This is a genomic window from Nocardiopsis akebiae (genome assembly GCF_018316795.1).
Taxonomy (GTDB): domain Bacteria; phylum Actinomycetota; class Actinomycetes; order Streptosporangiales; family Streptosporangiaceae; genus Nocardiopsis; species Nocardiopsis dassonvillei.
Genome location: NZ_CP074132.1, coordinates 6,364,781 through 6,382,365, shown reverse-complemented (window position 1 = coordinate 6,382,365; position 17,585 = coordinate 6,364,781). Strand labels below are relative to the sequence as shown.

At 75.2% G+C, this 17,585-nt stretch carries 16 protein-coding genes and 1 pseudogene; 6 read left to right on the top strand and 11 right to left on the bottom strand.

Annotated features, from left to right (window positions below; all coding sequences use genetic code 11):
- Positions 1–16 precede the first annotated feature (16 nt).
- On the top strand, positions 17–2,980 hold the full coding sequence (locus tag KGD83_RS27390) for a glycoside hydrolase family 3 protein (protein WP_212641787.1): 2,964 nt from the start codon (positions 17–19) through the stop codon (positions 2,978–2,980).
- Positions 2,981–3,034: 54 nt separating this feature from the next.
- On the opposite strand, the pseudogene KGD83_RS27385 reads toward KGD83_RS27390, so the two are convergent.
- Positions 3,035–3,457, bottom strand: a pseudogene (locus tag KGD83_RS27385) (serine hydrolase domain-containing protein); the annotation flags it as partial.
- 89 nt (positions 3,458–3,546) lie between these two features.
- Complete coding sequence (locus KGD83_RS27380; protein WP_212641786.1) at positions 3,547–4,917, bottom strand: ROK family transcriptional regulator; 1,371 nt, start codon at positions 4,915–4,917, stop codon at positions 3,547–3,549.
- A 249-nt stretch (positions 4,918–5,166) separates the two neighbouring features.
- Between KGD83_RS27380 and KGD83_RS27375 the strand changes: the two genes are divergently transcribed.
- Together KGD83_RS27375 and KGD83_RS27370 are read left to right on the top strand one after the other, a co-directional pair.
- Positions 5,167–5,754 (top strand): GNAT family N-acetyltransferase, encoded by a 588-nt coding sequence (locus KGD83_RS27375; protein WP_212641785.1) that lies wholly within the window; start codon positions 5,167–5,169, stop codon positions 5,752–5,754.
- 78 nt (positions 5,755–5,832) lie between these two features.
- Positions 5,833–6,303 carry an NUDIX hydrolase gene (locus KGD83_RS27370; protein ID WP_212641784.1) on the top strand — a complete coding sequence of 157 codons (471 nt, stop codon included), beginning with the start codon at positions 5,833–5,835 and terminating at the stop codon, positions 6,301–6,303.
- Here the strand turns inward: KGD83_RS27370 and KGD83_RS27365 are convergent.
- Together KGD83_RS27365 and idi are read right to left on the bottom strand one after the other, a co-directional pair.
- Positions 6,296–7,015: an HAD family hydrolase gene (locus KGD83_RS27365; RefSeq protein WP_212641783.1), complete on the bottom strand. Its 720-nt coding sequence runs from the start codon at positions 7,013–7,015 to the stop codon at positions 6,296–6,298. The two genes, KGD83_RS27370 and KGD83_RS27365, sit on opposite strands and share 8 nt — an antisense overlap.
- A gap of 202 nt (positions 7,016–7,217) precedes the next feature.
- A complete protein-coding gene (gene idi / locus KGD83_RS27360; protein ID WP_212641782.1) occupies positions 7,218–7,775 on the bottom strand; it encodes an isopentenyl-diphosphate Delta-isomerase in 558 nt (185 codons plus the stop codon).
- A 282-nt stretch (positions 7,776–8,057) separates the two neighbouring features.
- Here idi and KGD83_RS27355 point away from each other — a divergent pair, with 282 nt between their 5' ends.
- The gene (locus KGD83_RS27355) at positions 8,058–9,545 is read left to right on the top strand and encodes an SDR family oxidoreductase (protein ID WP_212641781.1); all 1,488 of its coding nucleotides are present in this window, start codon (positions 8,058–8,060) and stop codon (positions 9,543–9,545) included.
- 74 nt (positions 9,546–9,619) lie between these two features.
- Here KGD83_RS27355 and KGD83_RS27350 read toward each other — a convergent pair whose 3' ends face one another.
- From KGD83_RS27350 to KGD83_RS27340, 3 genes are all read right to left on the bottom strand, one after another.
- Positions 9,620–9,769: a type II toxin-antitoxin system TacA family antitoxin gene (locus KGD83_RS27350; RefSeq protein ID WP_212641780.1), complete on the bottom strand. Its 150-nt coding sequence runs from the start codon at positions 9,767–9,769 to the stop codon at positions 9,620–9,622.
- Between the two features lie 119 nt (positions 9,770–9,888).
- Complete coding sequence (locus tag KGD83_RS27345; protein WP_275956958.1) at positions 9,889–10,575, bottom strand: response regulator; 687 nt, start codon at positions 10,573–10,575, stop codon at positions 9,889–9,891.
- 92 nt (positions 10,576–10,667) lie between these two features.
- A complete protein-coding gene (locus KGD83_RS27340; protein WP_212641778.1) occupies positions 10,668–11,918 on the bottom strand; it encodes a sensor histidine kinase in 1,251 nt (416 codons plus the stop codon).
- A gap of 151 nt (positions 11,919–12,069) precedes the next feature.
- Here KGD83_RS27340 and KGD83_RS27335 point away from each other — a divergent pair, with 151 nt between their 5' ends.
- Positions 12,070–13,371: a DUF418 domain-containing protein gene (locus KGD83_RS27335; protein ID WP_249352044.1), complete on the top strand. Its 1,302-nt coding sequence runs from the start codon at positions 12,070–12,072 to the stop codon at positions 13,369–13,371.
- A gap of 71 nt (positions 13,372–13,442) precedes the next feature.
- On the opposite strand, the gene KGD83_RS27330 is transcribed toward KGD83_RS27335, so the two are convergent.
- On the bottom strand, positions 13,443–13,727 hold the full coding sequence (locus tag KGD83_RS27330) for a MoaD/ThiS family protein (RefSeq protein WP_212641777.1): 285 nt from the start codon (positions 13,725–13,727) through the stop codon (positions 13,443–13,445).
- Between the two features lies 1 nt (position 13,728).
- Entirely contained in the window at positions 13,729–14,832 is a 1,104-nt protein-coding gene (locus tag KGD83_RS27325; RefSeq protein WP_212641776.1) for a WD40/YVTN/BNR-like repeat-containing protein, read from the bottom strand.
- Positions 14,833–15,278: 446 nt separating this feature from the next.
- Here KGD83_RS27325 and KGD83_RS27320 point away from each other — a divergent pair, with 446 nt between their 5' ends.
- Positions 15,279–15,884 (top strand): TetR/AcrR family transcriptional regulator, encoded by a 606-nt coding sequence (locus tag KGD83_RS27320; protein ID WP_212641775.1) that lies wholly within the window; start codon positions 15,279–15,281, stop codon positions 15,882–15,884.
- A 109-nt stretch (positions 15,885–15,993) separates the two neighbouring features.
- On the opposite strand, the gene KGD83_RS27315 is transcribed toward KGD83_RS27320, so the two are convergent.
- Positions 15,994–16,386 (bottom strand): nuclear transport factor 2 family protein, encoded by a 393-nt coding sequence (locus KGD83_RS27315; protein WP_249352043.1) that lies wholly within the window; start codon positions 16,384–16,386, stop codon positions 15,994–15,996.
- Positions 16,387–17,075: 689 nt separating this feature from the next.
- Positions 17,076–17,564, bottom strand: coding sequence for a GreA/GreB family elongation factor (locus KGD83_RS27310; RefSeq protein WP_094800571.1), 489 nt, complete (start codon positions 17,562–17,564; stop codon positions 17,076–17,078).
- Positions 17,565–17,585: the final 21 nt, after the last annotated feature.

Sequence of the window (17,585 nt, the reverse complement as noted above, 5' to 3'; positions counted from 1 at the left end):
GAGGCGAACACCCCCCATGACCCTCCAGCCGCACCTGCCGCCGTACCGGGACCCCGCCCTGCCCTCGGAACGGCGCGTGGACGACCTGCTCGCCCGCCTCACCCCGGAGGAGCGGATCGGCCTGCTCCACCAGCACCAGGCGCCCGTGGAGCGCCTGGGCGTCGGCCCCTTCCGGACCGGGACCGAGGCGCTGCACGGACTGGCCTGGCTCGGACCGGCCACCGTCTACCCGCAGGCCGTCGGCCTGGCCAGCACCTGGGACCCCGACCTGCTCCGCCTCGTCGGCCGGGCCACCGGCGACGAGGTGCTCGCCCGCAGGGGCGCGGGAGCGTCGCCCAACGTCTGGGCGCCCGTGGTCAACCCGCTGCGCGACCCCCGCTGGGGCCGCAACGAGGAGGGCTACTCCGAGGACGCGTGGCTGACCGGGCTCCTGGCCGCCGCCTACGCCCGGGGGCTGGCCGGCGACGGCGCCACGCTGCGCCTCGCGCCCACCCTCAAGCACTTCCTCGCCTACAACAACGAGGAGGGCCGCTGCGAGACCTCCAGCGACCTGCCGCCCAGGGTCCTGCACGAGTACGAGCTCCAGGCCTTCCTGCCCGCGCTGGCCGAGGGGGCGGCCGTGTCCGTCATGCCCTCCTACAACCTGGTCAACGGGCGGCCCGCGCACCTGAGCCCGCTGATCGGCGACGTGTTGCGCCCGGCCGCGCCCGACCGCCTGCTGGTGGTCAGCGACGCCTACGCGCCCGCCAACCTCGTGGAGGCGCAGCACTTCCACCCCGATCTGCCCACGGCCTACGCGCACGCGATCCGGGCCGGTCTGGACAGCTTCACCCAGGACGACGACAGAGCCGAGGCCACCCTCGACCACGTGCGCGAGGCGCTGCGCCGTGGGCTGCTCACGGGGGCCGACATCGACCGCGCCGCGCGCAACGTGCTCTCGGTCCGGATCCGACTGGGCGAGTTCGACCCCGTGACCGGCGGGGCCGGGGAGGGCGGGGACCTGCTGGCCGGGGACGGTCCGGACGGCGGGACCGGGCACGGCGGCGCCGCGGTGGAGGCCGGTCGCGGGACCGCCGGGGACGCCGGGGCCTTCGACACCCCCGAGCACCGGGCGCTGGCCCGTGAGGCGGCCACCCGCTCGATCGTGCTGCTCCGCAACGAGGGCGCGCTGCTCCCGCTGCGCGACGTGCGCCGGGTCGCCGTCGTCGGCCAGCTCGGCGACACCGTGCTGGAGGACTGGTACAGCGGGACGCTGCCCTACGCCGTCACCGCGCGAGCCGGGATCGCCGAGCGGGTGGAGACGGTGTTCTGCGAGGGCGTGGACCGGATCCGGCTGAGCACGTTCGGGCACGGAACCGTCGTGGACCCCGGCGACGGGAGCCCCGCCCGGTCGGAGGTCCACGGCGTCCGCGACGGGCACCGAGGCGCGGACGGGGACGCGCCGACCGTGGAGGAGGTCGAGGGCGCGGACTTCGACCTCCTGGACTGGGGCGGCGGCGCCTGCGCCCTGCGCTCGGCGCGGACCGGGAGGTACCTCGACGTGGGGCCCGGGGGCGTTCTGGCCTTCACCGCGCCGGGACCCGGCACCTGGGAGGTCACCCAGACCTTCCGCCTGGAGGAGTACGAGGGCCTGCACACCCTCGTCCACGTGCGCACCGGCCGCGGCGTCACCCCGGGGTTGCCCGACGGGGAGCTGCGCCTGGCCGGAGCGGGGGAGACAGCGGGCCTGTTCATCGTGAACGGGCTCGGCACGGGCGCCGAGGAGGCCGCACGGACGGCCTCCGCCGCCGACGTCGCGGTCGTCGTCCTGGGCGACCACCCCATGGTCAACGGGCGCGAGACCGAGGACCGGACCGACCTGGACCTGCCCGCCGCCCAGGAGCGGGTGCTGCGCGCCGTGCGCGCGGCCAACCCCGCCACGGTCCTGGTGCTCAGCAGCGGCTGCCCGTTCGGGATCACCTGGGCCGACGAGCACGTCCCGGCCGTCCTGTGGTCGGCGCACGGCGGCCAGGAGTACGGCCACGGGCTCGCCGACGTGCTCTTCGGCGACGCCGAGCCCTCCGGGCGGCTTCCGCAGACCTGGTACCGCTCCGCCGACGACCTCCCCGGGATGCTCGACTACGACATCGTCGGCGCGCGCGGCACCTACCTGTACTTCGGTGGCGAGCCGCTGTACCCCTTCGGGCACGGACTCGGCTACGCGACGGTGGAGTACGCGGACCCGGTGGTCCGCGTGGACGGCGGCCGGGTCACCGTCACCGTCGTGGTCGCCAACACGGGCACGCGGCCCGCCGACGAGCTGGTGCAGGTCTACACCCGCCAGTTGGCCTCGCGGGTGCGGACCCCGCTGCGCGCGCTGCGCGGATTCGCCCGGGTGCGCGTGGAACCGGGCCGCAGCGCGCTCGCCGCGGTCTCCTTCGACGTGGACCGGCTCGCGCTGTGGGACACCACCCGCGACCGCTTCGTGGTGGAGGACGCGCCGCGCCAGGTGCTGGTCGGGCGCTCGGCGACCGACATCCGCGCCACCGCGGCCCTGGACGTGCCGGGGGAGGCCGTCCCGCCCCGAGACGCGCGCACGCCGTGGTCGGCCGCGGGCTACGACGACGCCCGGGGCACGTCACTGTGCCCGCTCACCCCCGAGCGGGGCGACGCGGTGCGCTCCCGGGAGGGCGGCGCGTGGGCGGCCTTCCACGGCGTGGACCTCGGCGACGGGACCACCGGGTGCCGCCTCACGGTGAACGCCGAGCACGCCTGCACGGTCCGCATCCGCCTGGACGACCCCCGGGACGGGCCGACCGCCGCGGTGGCCGACGTCCCGGCGGGCAAGGACGGCTACGACTTCACCGAGGTCGGCGCGGCCTTCGAGGACGCGGGGGGAGCCGGGGGCATCCGTGACCTGTACCTGGTCTTCGACCGGCCGGGCACGGCTGTGGCCGACCTGGTCCTGACCGGCGGCGCTCCGGCGCCGGAGGCGGACTGAGCGGCAGGCGGCGACCTCGTCGTAGCGGTCCAGCGTGTGCGGGGTGAACAGCCAGGTGTCGCGCAGCCCGAGCGGTTCGGGCACCCGGTCGCGCGGGGCCCGGGCGTAGCCGCCGGACGCGGCCACCTCGACCACGCGCCCGAGCAGCTGGTAGTTGGTGTCGCAGTAGTGCGCCCTGCCCGGGGTCGAGGGGGCGAACCGGCTCGGCATGGCCCCGGCCGTGTCGAGGAGGTCCTCGAAGGTCCAGGCGGCGTCCTCGCGGAGCATGTCGCCCAGGAACGTGGTGCCGTCGGGGCGCTTCTGCTCGAAGTAGTCGGGGATCCCTGAGGTCTGCGTCAGCAGTTCGCGCACCGTGATCGCCGGGCCGTGGTCGCGGCCCCCGCACGTGTTCAGTCCGCGCATCGTGTCCGCGCCGAGCAGGTCCGCGACGGGTGTGTCCAGGGTCAGGACCCCCTCGTCGCGCAGATGCACGACCATCGCGACGGTGTACGGCTTGGTGACACTGGCGACGAAGTACGGCCGTCCGGTGTCGCCGTGGCTCCAGGCGAACCTCCGTGGTCGCGGCGCTAAGCGGTGTCGGCGGTGCTTCCGTCCGGCCGCGCCGTGTCCGCCGCCGGGTGCTCGGCGGGCTCCACCGCGGTCGCCGCTGTCGACTCCTCGACGGCTGCGGCTGCGGGCGCGGGGACGGGAGCCGGTGAGACGGGCTCGGGCAGGGGCAGCAGCCCGGCGTCGAGCGAGTGGATCATCGCGGTGGCCCCGCCCCGGGCCGCCGCGCTCAGCCCCAGCGACGACAGCTCCACCCGGCAGCCGCCCGCGTCCGGCGCGAACGCGCTCGCGGTCGCCTCCGCCCGGCAGTTCGGCAGCAGCCACGGGCCCAGGGGCACGAAGTAGCCGCCCAGCACCACCAGGCTCGGGTTGGTGACGTTGATCAGCACGGCCAGGCCCCGGCCCAGCCACGTGCCCGCCCGCTCCAGCGCGCCGACGGCGGCGTCGTCACCCGATTCGGCGCGTTCCACGGCCGCCCCCACCAGCTCTGCGACGTCGCTGCCCGACAGCGGGTGGTCCGGGAACCGGTCGGGGACGGCCCCGCGCAGGATGGCCCCGATCCCCGCGAGTGCCTCCAGGCAGCCGCGGCGCCCGCACGCGCACTCGGGTCCGTCCGGGGACAGCGACAGGTGGCCCACCTCGCCCGCGAACCCGCTGGCGCCGCGCAGCAGCCCTCCCCCTGTCAGGATGCCCGCGCCGATCCCGACCTCACCGGTCAGGTACGCGAGGTCGGCCGTCCCCGCGAACGACCCCACCCGGTACTCGGCCACCGCGCCCAGGTTCGCGTCGTTGTCCACCCGCACCGGGACGTCGCCCGCCCCGGCCTCGCGCAGCAGCTCCGTCAGCCGGTCGCGCAGCGGCACGTCGCGCCAGCCCAGGTTGGGCGCGTGCGTGACCGTCCCCGAGGGGGCGTCGATCAGCGCCGGGACCGCCACGCTCACCCCCACCACGGTGCGCCCGCGCAGCGCGGGGTCGGCCGCCGTCGCGCCCAGGGTGCGCGCGATGTGCCGCGCGCAGGCCTCCGCCCCGGCCGACCCGGCGTCGAAGGGGACGTGGCGGCTGACCAGTTCGCGCTGGAGCAGGTCCACGGCGACCACCGAGAGGTAGTCCACGTTGACCTCCAGGCCGATCGCCGCGATCGAGGAGTCGTCCAGGTCCAGCAGCACCCCGGGGCGCCCCACCCGCTGCCGGGAGGAGCGCCCGGTCTCGCGGACCAGCCCGCGCGCCATGAGGTCGGCGACCAGGCTGGACACCGTGGTCTTGTTCAGCCCGGTGGCCGCGGCCACCGCCGCGCGCGAGCAGGGGGCCAGCTCGCGGACCGTGCGCAGCACGACGCCCAGGTTGGTCTCCCTGACCGTCTGGAAGCTCACCGTTCCCGAACCGACCGACACCTGGTCCCCCTCCTCCCGTCCGACACGGCACACCGTGCCCGGATCGTACAGGGAGCCGACGGCGTGAGAGGGGGCGCTGCCCCGGCAGGGAGTGGCCGCGGAGGTGGAAGCGGCGGAGGGGACGGTCGTCGCCGGGGAGGCGATCGTGGAGCCGGAGGGCGACGCCGGTGCGGGGATCCGGAGCCGGAGCCGGGGGCAGGACCGGAAAAGCCGTTGCGCCCGGCCGACCCCTCTGGTGGGATCCCGGGCATGGTGCCTCCCGACGTCTTCCGCGACCAGCCCGTCCTCACCGGGGGGAGGGTCCGCCTCGAACCGCTCGACGCCGGGACCGGTGAGCACTTCATCGAACCGGTACTGCGCATGGACCCCGAGGTGCGCCGACTCACCGGCACCCACCGGGAGTTCACGAGGGAGGAGCTGGTGCGCTGGGCCGCTACGCGGCCCGACCACCACGACCGCGCCGACTGGGTGGTCTTCGAGAGGGAGGGCGGCGCGCCCGTGGGCGAGTGCGCGCTGATCGACCTCGACCCGGACAACGCCAGCGTCGGCTACCGGATCGCGCTCAACGGCGCGTCCGTCACCGGGAGGGGCTACGGCACCGAGGCCACGGACCTCGTGCTGGAGTACGCCTTCACCGTGGCCGGGCTGCACCGGGTCGCCCTGGAGGTGTTCGCGTTCAACACCCGCGCGCAGAGGTCCTACGCCCGGTCGGGTTTCGTCCGGGAGGGCGTCCGGCGCGAGTCCCTGCGCTGGGACGGCGAGTGGCACGACGCTGTGCTGATGTCGATCCTGGCCGAGGAGTACGCCGAACTCCGCGCCGCCCGGAAGAAGGGCTGAGGCGGGTTCCGTGGGCACCGCCCGTCGCGCAGCGGGGTGCGTACCCGCTGAACACGTCCCGCGACTACCCTCGGGCCCATGCCCGTTCCTGACTTCCTCCTCGCCCTCCGCAGCCACGTCGGCCACGGCCTCCTGCCCCTCGTCGGGGTGACGGCGGTGGTGGTCAACGAGGAGGGCGAAGTCCTCCTGCACCGGCGCGCGGACGACGGCCGCTGGGCCACGCCCGGCGGCATCCTGGAACCGGAGGAGGAACCCGCCCGGGCCGTCGTCCGCGAGGTGCGCGAGGAGACCGGGGTGGAGGTCGAGGTGGAGCGGCTCACCAGCGTGCTCGCCCAGGAGCCCTTCACCTACCCCAACGGCGACCGAGTGCAGTTCCTCGACCTGGCCTTCCGCTGCCGCCCCGTGGGCGGGGCGCCCGACGCCAGCGGCGACGAGAGCCTGGAAGTGCGCTGGTTCCCGCCCGGGGCCCTGCCGGACATGCCCCAGCGCATCCTCGACCGGATCGGCCACGCCCACGAGGACCGCCCGGGGCCGTTCTACGTCACCTGAGCCCCGGCCCCCCGGCGGGTGGGGAGAGCAGCCCGTCCACCGTCTCGGCCAGATCGCGGCCCGAGACGTCCGGAGGGGCGAAGACCGACGGGAAGCGCCCCTCCAGGTGGGAGGACCATCCGGTCACCAGCCCCGCGTTCCGCGCCCCCGCGACGTCCCATCCGTGCGCGGTGACCAGGGCCAGCCGTTCCGGGACGACCCCCAGGGACCGCGCGGCGGCCAGGTAGGCGCCCGGCGCGGGCCGCCACTCCCCGGCGGGGCGGGCGGCGGGCACGTCCTCCACCAGGTCGAGCAGACCGGCGCGCTCCAGCAGCCCCCGGGCCAGCGCGTCGTCGTGGTCGCCCAGGACCGCTACTGGCACCCCGGCCCCGCGCGCGGCGCGCAGCGCGGCGGCCGCCTCGGGGCGGGGGTCGAGTCCGGCCAGCCCCTCGACCACGGAGTCCTCGGCGGAGGGGGCGATCTGGTGGCCGGTGATGTCGCGCAGCGCGCCCCGGACCACGTCCTCGAAGGAGCGGTCGGCGCCGTCGCCGCCCACCAGGGCCAGGGCGAACGAGTCGCGCAGCAGGTGGTCCGACCAGCGGGTCATGAGCACCCGGGGGATTCCGGCCTCCCGGAACCGCCACTCCAGGGGCGCGAGCGGGAAGAGGGTGTCGAGGACGTCGAGGACGAGGGCGGCCGGGCGGAGGGGTCGCCCGGCGGGGCGTTCGGACATGGGAGCGGCTCCAGGGCGGGGGTAGGGGACGGCCACCCCGTTCCTACCCGGGCGCGGGGCCCTTCGCGCCTCCCGGTCGCCCGGTCGCCGCCCCCCACGCCCGCCGTCCCCGCGACCGGTACCCGGCGCGCCCACTCCCGCCTCCGCCGCACGGCGCCCCGGGCCGCCCCGGTTGCCCCCGTTCCCGGGGCCGCCGCACGGCTCAGAGCGCGTCCAGGCGGGGGATCTGCTCCACCGCCCACGGGCTCAGCAGCCACGGTGTCCGTTCGGCGACCGCCACCAGGTCCGCCCACTCCGCCCACGCGTACTCGGCCACCTCCGACGGGTCGGGGTCCGGGCCCTCCTCCGCGCGCGCCCAGAAGACCGGGCAGAACTCGTTCTCCACGATCCCCTCGGCCGACACCGCCCGGTACCGGAAGTCGGGCAGCGCGGGCCGCACCCCGCTGACGCGCATCCCCAGCTCCTGGCCGACCCGGCGGCGCACGGCCGCGTCGAGGTCCTCGTCCGGGCCGGGGTGGCCGCAGCAGCTGTTCGTCCACACCCCCGGCCAGGTGGTCTTGCCCAGGGCCCGGCGGGTGATCAGCACCCGCCCGTCCGCGTCCAGGACGTAACAGGAGAACGCCAGGTGCAGCGGTGTCTCCCGGGTGTGCACGGTGGCCTTGTCGGCGACGCCCACGCGCCGGTGCTCCTCGTCGAGCAGGACCACGAGTTCGCGCTCGGCGCCGCCCTCCGCGCTCGCGGCGGCCTTGTGCTGGGTCACGGCTCCTACCCCCCGGTTCCGGGACCGCCGCGCTCCGCCCGGCCGTCCCTCGCTCCTACGTCACACCCGCACGGTCCGTACTCCCCAAGCGGCGACGTTCTCCCCTCCCATACTCACCCGTCACTCCCACCCGATGCGCACCGGCTCCACCGGACCGTGCTCCGCGCGGTCCCGGGGTGCGCATACAGTTCCTCATGGCCCCGAGTCGGGAGCCACCGGACACAGGGAACGGGAGGCCGGCCGCGACGACCGCGGCGCGGCGGTGGAGCGGTGACGGAGACGATGACGGACACGGGTACCAGGACGCTGCCGGAGGAGACGGAGCACCCGGCGGAGCGGATCGACCCCGACCGGCTGGCCGCGTGCCTGGACGTGATCGCCCGCGCCGGTGAGCTGCCCAGCGACCACCCGGACTCGGTCGCCCTCCAGCGCGCGACCGCCCGCCTGTTCAAGAACGTCAAGGAGCAGCGCCGCAAGGAGCGCCAGGCCGCCCGCCGGGCCCACGACAGCGCCGTGTTCGCGGCCACCGCCACCGCCGCGCCGGACCGGATCGACGACGAGACCAACGGCCGCGCCCTCACCAGCGGCAGCGGCGGCGCCCTCGCGGGCGTGCTGAGCAGGCCCCGGCCCTGCTACATCTGCAAGGAGAAGTACCGGGAGGTCGACTCCTTCTACCACCAGCTGTGCCCCGCGTGCGCCGCGTTCAACAGGGAGCGCCGGGCCGCCCGCACCGACCTGACCGGGCGCCGGGCCCTGCTCACCGGCGGCCGGGCCAAGATCGGCATGTACATCGCCCTGCGGCTGCTGAGGGACGGCGCGCACACCACCGTCACCACGCGGTTCCCCAACGACGCGGTGCGCCGGTTCGCCGCGATGCCCGACAGCGGCGAGTGGCTGCACCGGCTGCGGGTGGTGGGCATCGACCTGCGCGACCCCGCCCAGGTGCTGCGGCTGGCCGACTCGGTGGCCGAACAGGGGCCGCTGGACGTCCTCATCAACAACGCGGCCCAGACGGTGCGCCGCTCGCCCGGCTCCTACGGGCCGCTGGCCGAGGCCGAGGCCGAACCGCTCACGGGCGAGGGCCTGCCCGAGCCGCTGGTGCTGGGCGGCGTGCGCACGCGCGCCCTGGAGGGCCCCGACGGCCCGGAGCGGGACGCCCCTGCGACCCACGCGCTCACCCCGGCCGTGCTCACGTCCCTGGCGCTGACCACGGGCTCCGCGTCGATGGAGCGGGTGCGCACCGGAACGGCGATCGACGCCGGAGGGCTGGTGCCCGACCTGGCCCCGGTGAACAGCTGGACGCGGCGGATCGGCGAGGTCGACCCCGTCGAGATGCTGGAGGTGCAGCTGTGCAATGTGAGCGCGCCGTTCCTGCTGGTGGACAGGTTGCGTCCGGCCCTGGCCGCGTCCTCGGCGCGCCGCACCTACATCGTGAACGTGTCGGCGATGGAGGGGGTGTTCGGCCGCGGATACAAGGGGCCGGGTCACCCCCACACCAACATGGCCAAGGCCGCGCTCAACATGCTCACCCGCACCAGCGCCCAGGAGATGCTGGAGTCCGACGGCATCCTGATGACCAGCGTGGACACCGGGTGGATCACGGACGAGCGCCCGCACCCGGAGAAGGAGCGGCTGGCCGAGGCCGGGTTCCACGCGCCCCTGGACCTGGAGGACGGGGCCGCGCGCGTGTACGACCCCATCGTGCGGGGCGAGCTGGGCGAGGACCTGCACGGGTGCTTCCTGAAGGACTACGCCCCCGCCAACTGGTAGGGAGCGCGCGGGAACGGCCGTCCGGAAGCCGGGCCGCCCCGTGGTCCAGGCGAGTGCCCGGCGGAGGTCCTCCATCAGCAGCACGAGGTGCGTCGGATCGCTCGGGCTCTGCTCGAACCGGGCCAGACCGTGTCCCCCGAGGCGCTGCCCGCCGCCTCCAGCAGCGCCTTCTGCTGGTCATCGGCTCTCAGGTGGATCCTCTCCGCCTTCATGGCGGTGGTCACGCCCCGGATCGTACGCACGATGTGTGTACGCGCGGCCCCGTTCTCGTCGAACAGCGGTGCGCTCCCCGAGCGTCCGGAACGCGGGCGTGCCGGCAGGGGCGGCGGGAGCCGGGCCCCGCCTACTCCGCGTGCCCGTTGCGGTAGGCCCAGGCCGCCACCTCCACGCGGTTGCGCGCCCCCAGCTTGGCCTGCACGCTCGCCAGGTGCGTCTTGACCGTGCTCACGGTGACGAACAGCTCCCCGGCCACCTCGGTGTTGGTCAGCCCCCGCGCGACCGCGCGCACGATGTCCAGCTCCCGTACGGTCAGCCCGCAGTCCCCCGGCGCGGACCGGGGAGCCGACGCGAAGTGCCGCAGCAGCCGGACGGTGACCCTCGGGGAGACCAGGGCGTCGCCCCTGGCGGCGGCCCGCACCGCCTCCACCAGCAGGGCCGGTCCGGCGTCCTTGAGCAGGAACCCGACCGCCCCTCCGGTGATCGCCGCGTGCACGTACTCGTCCAGGTCGAACGTGGTCACCACGACCACCCGGAGCGGGTCGGCCACCCCCGGACCGGCCAGCCGCCGGGTGGCCTCCAGGCCGTCCACCCCCGGCATCCGGATGTCCATGAGCACCACGTCCGGGCGCAGCTCGCGCGCCAGCCGGACCGCCTCCAGGCCGTCACCGGCCTCGCCCACCACCTCGACGCCGTCCTCGGCCGCCAGCATGTACCGGAACCCGGTCCGCACCATGGCCTGGTCGTCCGCCAGCAGCACGCGGATCGGCGCCTCGCCGTCGCCGGGCGCCGCCCGCTCCCCTCCGGTCCCCAGCGTCACCCCTGCTCCCTCCCTTTCTCCAGAGACTCCCCGGCCACCGTCACCACTCCTGCTCCTCCTCGACCTCCCGAGAAGCCCCGTCACCGTCACCCCTGCTCCCCGACCGTCGAACGCCGCCCCGGGTCCCCGTCCGTCCGGTCCAGCGGCAGCCGAGCCGCCACCTCCCAGCCCCGGTCCCGGGGACCCGCGGAGAACACACCGCCGAGCAGGCGCACCCGCTCCGCCATGCCGACCAGGCCGAACCCGCCTCCGGACGGGCCCGCGGCCCCCTGGCCGTCGTCGACGACCCGCACCGCGACCTCCTCCGTTCCGGCCTCCACCGACACCTCCACCCGGGTGGCGCCCCGGGCGTGCCGCAGCGCGTTGGTGACCGACTCCTGGGCGATCCGCAGCACCGCCGTTCCGGCGGTCGGCGGCAGGGCGTCCACGGGGCCCTCGCACCGCACCGCCACCCCCGGGCGGTTCCCGGCCGCCGGTGTCGCCAGCCGGGCCAGCCCCGCGGCGGCGTCCGGGGCCAGCGGCACGTCACCCGGTTCCCGCAGCCGCGAGACCATCCCGCGCATGGACTCCAGGGCGCGCGCCCCCGCCGCCTCGATCTCGGGCAGCGCGTTGCGCACCGCGCCGGGGTCGCGGTCGGCGATGTGGCGCAGCGCCTGGGCCTGGACGACGATGCCGGTCACCTCGTGCGCCACGACGTCGTGCAGGTCGCGGGCGATCGCCAGCCGCTCCTGGGACCGGGCCTGCTCCATGTGGGAGCGCCGCTGGGCCTCCCGCCACCGCAGGTACAGTCCCGGGGCCAGTCCCACGGCCACGAACGTCAGCGACGTGTTGGCCAGGCTCGCGTAGTAGGGGACGGGATCCCGCAGGTAGTCCGAGAGGGCGGCCGCGAAGGCGCACAGGGACAGCGCGCCGATCTGCCAGGGACGGCACCGCAGCCCGGCCAGGGCGAGCAGCACCAGCAGCGCGCCGACCTCCGAGCCCACCAGGGAGTACCCGAACGCCTCCCCCCTGGGCAGCGGCCACAGCACCGCTGAGACCGCCAACACCGCGGCCGAGGCCGCCGCGCCGCTCACCGCGGTCGCCGCCGGTCCCGACGACGGGCGCAGGGCTAGCAGGGCGAGCACGCAGGCCGCCGCGCCGGAGACCACCGGCGCGTAGTCCATGGCCGAGTGCGGGGGCCCCATCCAGTTCGGCGTGCTGAAGTCGTCGTGAACGCGCAGCAGGTCCAGCACCCATATCACCGAGAGCACGCACGCCACCGCCCACGGCGTCAGCCGGGGCAGCGCACCGCTGGTCCGGCTGACGCCGAGCTTCGCGAACACCCTGTTCATGGCCATGGCGACCAGCGTAGGCGGCACGGACGCGGCGGGCCTCGGTCGAAGGTACGAGGCGGGCGGCTCCGGACGTCGACCGTTCGGTCGATGCGCGCGCACGGGCCCGGAGGCGAGGCTGGTAGCCGTTCACCTTCGGAGGGGGAGAGGGCACCGCATGAGCGAGGCGGGGAACAACACGACGGAGCCGCGACGGCAGGGGGCCGAGCCGCAGGGCGAGGCCGGCGCGCGGCACGGGGGCGGAGCGCTCCACGCGGCCGGGGCCGAGACGCGGCACGGACCCGGGACGGCGCCCGACGGCGTCGGCCCCGGCCTCGCGCCCCCCGCGCGGCGCGTGGCCTTCCTCGACGTCGCACGGGCGCTCGCGATGATCGGCGTGGTCATGATGAACGCGTCCTCGGTGGTCTATCCCGTCGAGATGTCGGGCAACCGGGTGCCGAGTCTGCTGACCGACCTCGTGGACGGCGGACTCAACCTGCTCATGTCGGGCAGGGCCAGGACCATGCTCATGGTGCTGCTGGGCGCGGGCGTGGTCCTGGCGTGGCGGTCCGCCGCCCGGCGCGGCGGGCGTCCGGCGGCGGTGATGCTGCGCCGCTACGCCGTCCTGGGGCTGTTGTTCGGGCTTCCGCACCTGGCGGTCTTCGACGGGGACATCCTCACCCAGTACTCGGTCGCGGCGCTGCTGCTGACCCCGCTGGTGCCGCTGCTGCTCGCCGGGTCCCGCCGCCGACCGCTGGTCGCGGCGGCCGTGCTGTTCGCCGCCGTGCCGGTGTCGGACCTGCTGCTCTCGCCCTTACTCGGGGACCACGCCTGGGGGGTCTCGGTGATGCTGCTCCCGCAGACCCTCGGGTTCTTCTGCGTGGGCGTGTGGCTGGCCCGCCGCCCGGAGCTCACCGCCGATCCCGCGACCGGTGCGCGGGGGGCCTCCCGCCTGCCGCTGCGCATGCTCGTGTCCGGCGCGGTGGTCCAGGCCCTCAGCGTGGTCCTCATGCTCGTCGGCGGCATGGTGTTCCCGACCGAGTTCGGCGCCGACGGCGCGCCGGTGCGGTCGGTGGGGGAGATCGTGACCATGCTCCTGGGGAACACCCTCCTGAACCTGGGCGGAGCCCTGTTCTACCTGGGACTGGTGTGGTGGCTGGTGCTGAGAGGCCGTAGAGCCTCGCGTGTGCTGGGCGCCCTGGCCCCGCTCGGGCGGATGACCCTCACGGTGTACCTGGGCAGCACGGCGGTGTTCCTGGCGGTCATGGGTCCGTTCGAGGGGACGATCCCCACCCTGGCCCAGTACGCCCTGGCCGCCGCCTACTTCGCCGCGACCGCCGTACTCGCCCACCTGTGGGCGCGCCGGTTCCGGCTCGGCCCGCTGGAGTGGGTGTGGCGGAGCCTGACCCACCTGCGCCCGGTGCCCCTGCGCGCCGGTAGCTCCGGCCCCCCGGCCGCCGACGGGGGCACGGCCCGGTAACGGAACCCGGCCGCCTCCGACGGCGGTGGCGCCCGCCCGCCGACCGCCCGCGTCCCCTCCGCGCGGGTTCCTCAGCCCCCGGCGACCGAGGGCAGCACGCGCACGTCCGCGCCGTCGCGGACCGGCGCCGCCAGTCCGCCTACCCCGCGGCACTCGTCATCGTCCACGAACACGTTGACGTAGCGGCGCAGCCGCCCCTGCTCGTCGCGGATACGCCGGTCCAGCCCCGGATACCGGGCGGCGAGCGCGTCCAGCACCCCGCCCAGCGCGGTCCCGTCCCCGACCTCCACCGGGACGTGGGCCGCGCCGTCGGCGTCGGCCCTCAGCAGCCCCGGCAGGTGTACCGTCACCCGCATCTCACACCTCCACGGCGCGTACGCACAGGACGTCGGGCAGGTGCCGCACCACCGGGTGCCAGCCGTCACCGTCGTCGGTGGCGGCGTAGACGTCGCCCGAACGGGTGCCGAAGTAGAACCCGGGCACGTCCGCCCCGTCGGTGCAGGCGCCGTCGCGCAGCACGATCCCGAAGTAGGGCTCCCGCGGCAGGCCCTCCGTGAACGGCCGCCAGCCGCCGCCCCCGTCGTCGGTCCGGTACACGCCCAGCCGGTGGTCGGGCGGCAGGTGCACCTCCTGGCTCACCACCGGGAAGTTGAGCGCGGTCTCCGGCCGGTGCGGGTGGGCGACCACCGCGAACCCGAAGTCGGTGGGCAGGCCGGTCTCCACGGCCGTCCACCCCTTCCCCGCGGGGTCCGAGCTGCGGTACACCCCGTGGTGGTTCTGCGCGTAGAGGACGCCGCCCGGCCCGGCGGCCACCTTGTGCACGCACTGGCCGTACTCGGGCTCCTCGTCGGGCAGGAACACCGCCGAGATCCCCCGGTTGGCCGGAGCCCAGCTGGCACCGTCGTCGCGGGTCTGGTAGACACCACCGGTGGACATGGCCACCGTCACGGCTCCGGGTACGCGCCCGCCCGCGCCGAGGACGCCGGGCAGGATCGTGTGGACCGCGCCGCCGCCCGCCCCGGGGAACCAGTCGGCGCGGTGGGGGTGGTCCCACAGGGCGCGGACGAGTTCGAAGCTCAGCCCGCCGTCGGAGGACCGGAACAGGGCGTGCGGCTCCACCCCCGCGTACACGGTGTCGGCGTCGTCGCCGAAGGCGAACTGCCAGGCCCGGACGAGGGAGGCGTCGGTGTCCCCGGGGAAGGCGATGGGCGCCGCCCCGGGCTCGTGCCAGGTGGCGCCCCCGTCGTCGCTGTACCAGACGCTCGGTCCGAAGTGCGAGCTCTCCGCTCCGGCGAGGACGCGGCCGCTGTGCGGGTTGACGCCGACCGCGTACACCGCGCTCATGCTGGCGTAGTCCGCGGAGTCGAGCCGGTGCGGGCCGCTCACCTCCCACGCCCGCCGATCCTCGCTGCGGGCGGTGAAGAGCCCCTTGCGTGTGCCGATGACCAGGAGATATGCCATGACCAGCTCCAGAATGGGATCGAGGTCTCCACTGTGGCACAGGTCACTGACAATCGGCGGTCGCGCGTTCCGGCGGACCCCGTACCCCGGCCGGGAAACAGTAAGGAAACCGAACGTTTTCCCGGAAGAGGTTCAATGGGGGTCGATCCGGAATGGCACCCGCTCCGGCCGCTCGGAAGGCGAAATCCGGTGGGAGGGGAACCGCTTTCCGGGTAGATGTTCCGCACGGTCCGGAAGGCGGTTGTCAGACGAACCCCGCTCTGCAATAAAATTCCGGGCCAACCAGTGCGCCCGCGTGGGTTTCGGCCTGTGCCCACCGGATGCGTTTCCGCTACAACAGGACAGACGACTTCCCGCTCCCCGATCTCGCGGTGCGTTTCAGGACTACCGTCCCAATGGTCCCGCGTACCAAAGAGAACCGGGTTCCCACTCGATAGGGTCGCCTCATGCACCACCCCCCCGACACGCTCCACGCCCGCAAACGGCGTAAGGCCCGGGCCATGATCGTGTCAGCAGCCTTCCAGCTCTTCGCGGAGCACGGATTCGACAACGTCACGGTCGCCGCGATCGCCGAACGCGCGGAAGTCGGCCGGACCACCTTCTTCAGGTACTTCGGCGACAAACAACAGGTGCTGTTCGCCGACGACGGCGCCGAAGCCGACCGCATGTGCGCCTACGTGCTGGAGAAGGCCCCCCGGCCGCTGGGCGAGGACCTCGGCGCCGCCGTCGAACTGCTCAGGGAGGCCGACGCCGCCGTCAGGCCGCACACCGCGCTCTCCCCGGCCCACTCCGCCGTCCTGGCGCGCCTGCTCCGGGAGAGCGGTGAGCTGCGCTCGCGCTACCTGCTCACCCGCCAGCAGCGCGCCCACCGGTTCGCCGGAGCCCTGGTGGAGGCGGGCGCGACCGAGAAGGCCGCCGTGCTCGCCGCCCACACCGCCATGGCCTGCGAGCTGACCGCCATGCGGCTGGCGGAGAACCCGGAGGCCTTCCCCGGCCGCCTCGACGAGGCGCACGTCCTCCTCCGCACCATCGGCAGACCGGCGGCCCCCTGACCCGGGCCCCCACCCCACACCGACCCGGGGCGCACCGATACCGGCACCGGCCGCCCCGGGCCGTGTCGCGAGGCCGGCGTGCCTGCGGCGCCCCGGCACGTACGCGGCGTCAGGAGGTGAGCCGGGCCGCGTCGAGGGCCGCCTCCAAGCCCTCGTCGTAGCGGAGCGCGGCGGTGATCAGGCCGTGGCGCACCTCGAACAGGGTCGCGGTGCGCACCGGGGCCGCCTCGGGGCCCGAGTCGGCGCGACCGGGCCAGGCGGCGTCCTGCTCGACCACGACGCGGTGCTCGTCCACGGTGTGCCAGCCGACCGGTTCGACGCGGATGCCCGAGTCGCGGACCCAGTCCAGGAAGGCCTCCACTCCATGCGCGGAGCCCCGGGGGCCGCCGATCCTGATGTCGGGGTCCACGACCGCCTTCGCCGCCGTCAGGTCCCGTGCGCTCACCGCCGCGTGCCAGTCCCTGACCGGCGCCCAGCGCGCGTCGTCGGTGTCCGCGCTCATGTGCATCGCCCTCTCCGCTTCGGGGTGTCCGTTCCTTACGCCCGCGTGTCCCCGCGGGGTCCCCCTCCCCGCTACCCGGAACCGGGCGGTCGTGACCGTCCCCCTCCGGAAACGGTGCGCGCGGGCGGCGGGGAAAACCCTCGGGCCTTCGGGGCGGTCCGCTTCTCCGGTCGGAGGGAAACGGCGTTTCCCGGGAGAAGAGGAAGCCGGGATCCTTTCCACCCTCTCCGGTATGACCGTTCCACCGGGGTCCGGATGCGCCGGGAACGCCGTTCGGAAGCCGTGCGCGACGGGTGGCGCCCCGGCAGGTCGCGCGCCCCGGCCGCGCACGGGCGGCCGGGACGCGGGCGCCGACGGGGAAGGGAGCCCCGGAACCGGCGCTACGCGTGTCCGGCGCGCCCCCGGAGGGAGCCCGGGACGGAACCTCCCCCGTGTCATCCGCCGACGGCCCCCGGCGCGGAACCGGGCGCGGCGAGGACGCGCGGGAAAGCGCGTCGAAAGGAGCGCGGGAAGACGAGGGGAAAAGCCCGGGAACACGCTGCGGGAAAATCCCGCGGTGAATTCCCGGGCCGAAACCGGAAGGCGCGCGGCGGGCCCCTCCCCGGTCCCCGCCCTCCCCGCGCCTCTCCGCCCCCTGCGGTCCGTCCCGACCGGGGCCCGCCCCCCACTGCGGGCCCCCGAGACCGGGGTCAGTGCACGACGGCGGCCCGGTACGGCTCGGCCCTGAGCAGGGTGACCCCGATGACCGTGCCCCGGGGCGCGGTGAACGTGCGCCGCTCGCCCTGGCGGGCGCCCACGAGCGCCGCGCCCAGCGGGGACTCCGGGGAGTACACCGTCATCCGGTCCGCCACGGACGCGTCCCGGACGCCGAGGAGGAACACCTCGTCCTCCTCCTCGCCGTCGTAGCGGATGGTGAGCACCTTGCCGGGCGCGGCGATCCCGTCGTCGGGCGCGGCCTCGTCCACGACGGCCTCGCTGAGCAGCCGCTCGATGGTGTGCACGCGCGCCTGCCGCACGGCGGGGTCGTGAATGTAGCGGGGCGCGGGGAGTACGTCCCCCGCGCCCCGGTCCGCCCCGGTGCCGGGGTCGTCGTCGGGGAGCGCGCGCAGCGTCCGGAGCTCCTCCCGGAGCCGCTCGTAGGCCTCCCGGGTCATCCATCGGTCGGTGGTCCTGGCCATGAACGTTCCTTGTCTTCAGGG

Excerpts from the sequence above, each read along its gene's own strand:
- KGD83_RS27355 (WP_212641781.1), top strand. The coding sequence starts at position 8,058 with ATGACGGACACGGGTACCAGGACGCTGCCGGAGGAGACGGAGCACCCG.
- KGD83_RS27315 (WP_249352043.1), bottom strand. The coding sequence starts at position 16,386 with ATGAGCGCGGACACCGACGACGCGCGCTGGGCGCCGGTCAGGGACTGG.
- KGD83_RS27330 (WP_212641777.1), bottom strand. The coding sequence starts at position 13,727 with ATGCGGGTGACGGTACACCTGCCGGGGCTGCTGAGGGCCGACGCCGAC.
- KGD83_RS27325 (WP_212641776.1), bottom strand. The coding sequence starts at position 14,832 with ATGGCATATCTCCTGGTCATCGGCACACGCAAGGGGCTCTTCACCGCC.
- KGD83_RS27340 (WP_212641778.1), bottom strand. The coding sequence starts at position 11,918 with ATGGCCATGAACAGGGTGTTCGCGAAGCTCGGCGTCAGCCGGACCAGC.
- KGD83_RS27370 (WP_212641784.1), top strand. The coding sequence starts at position 5,833 with ATGCCCGTTCCTGACTTCCTCCTCGCCCTCCGCAGCCACGTCGGCCAC.
- KGD83_RS27310 (WP_094800571.1), bottom strand. The coding sequence starts at position 17,564 with ATGGCCAGGACCACCGACCGATGGATGACCCGGGAGGCCTACGAGCGG.
- KGD83_RS27335 (WP_249352044.1), top strand. The coding sequence starts at position 12,070 with ATGAGCGAGGCGGGGAACAACACGACGGAGCCGCGACGGCAGGGGGCC.
- KGD83_RS27390 (WP_212641787.1), top strand. The coding sequence starts at position 17 with ATGACCCTCCAGCCGCACCTGCCGCCGTACCGGGACCCCGCCCTGCCC.
- KGD83_RS27365 (WP_212641783.1), bottom strand. The coding sequence starts at position 7,015 with ATGTCCGAACGCCCCGCCGGGCGACCCCTCCGCCCGGCCGCCCTCGTC.
- KGD83_RS27320 (WP_212641775.1), top strand. The coding sequence starts at position 15,279 with ATGCACCACCCCCCCGACACGCTCCACGCCCGCAAACGGCGTAAGGCC.
- KGD83_RS27375 (WP_212641785.1), top strand. The coding sequence starts at position 5,167 with ATGGTGCCTCCCGACGTCTTCCGCGACCAGCCCGTCCTCACCGGGGGG.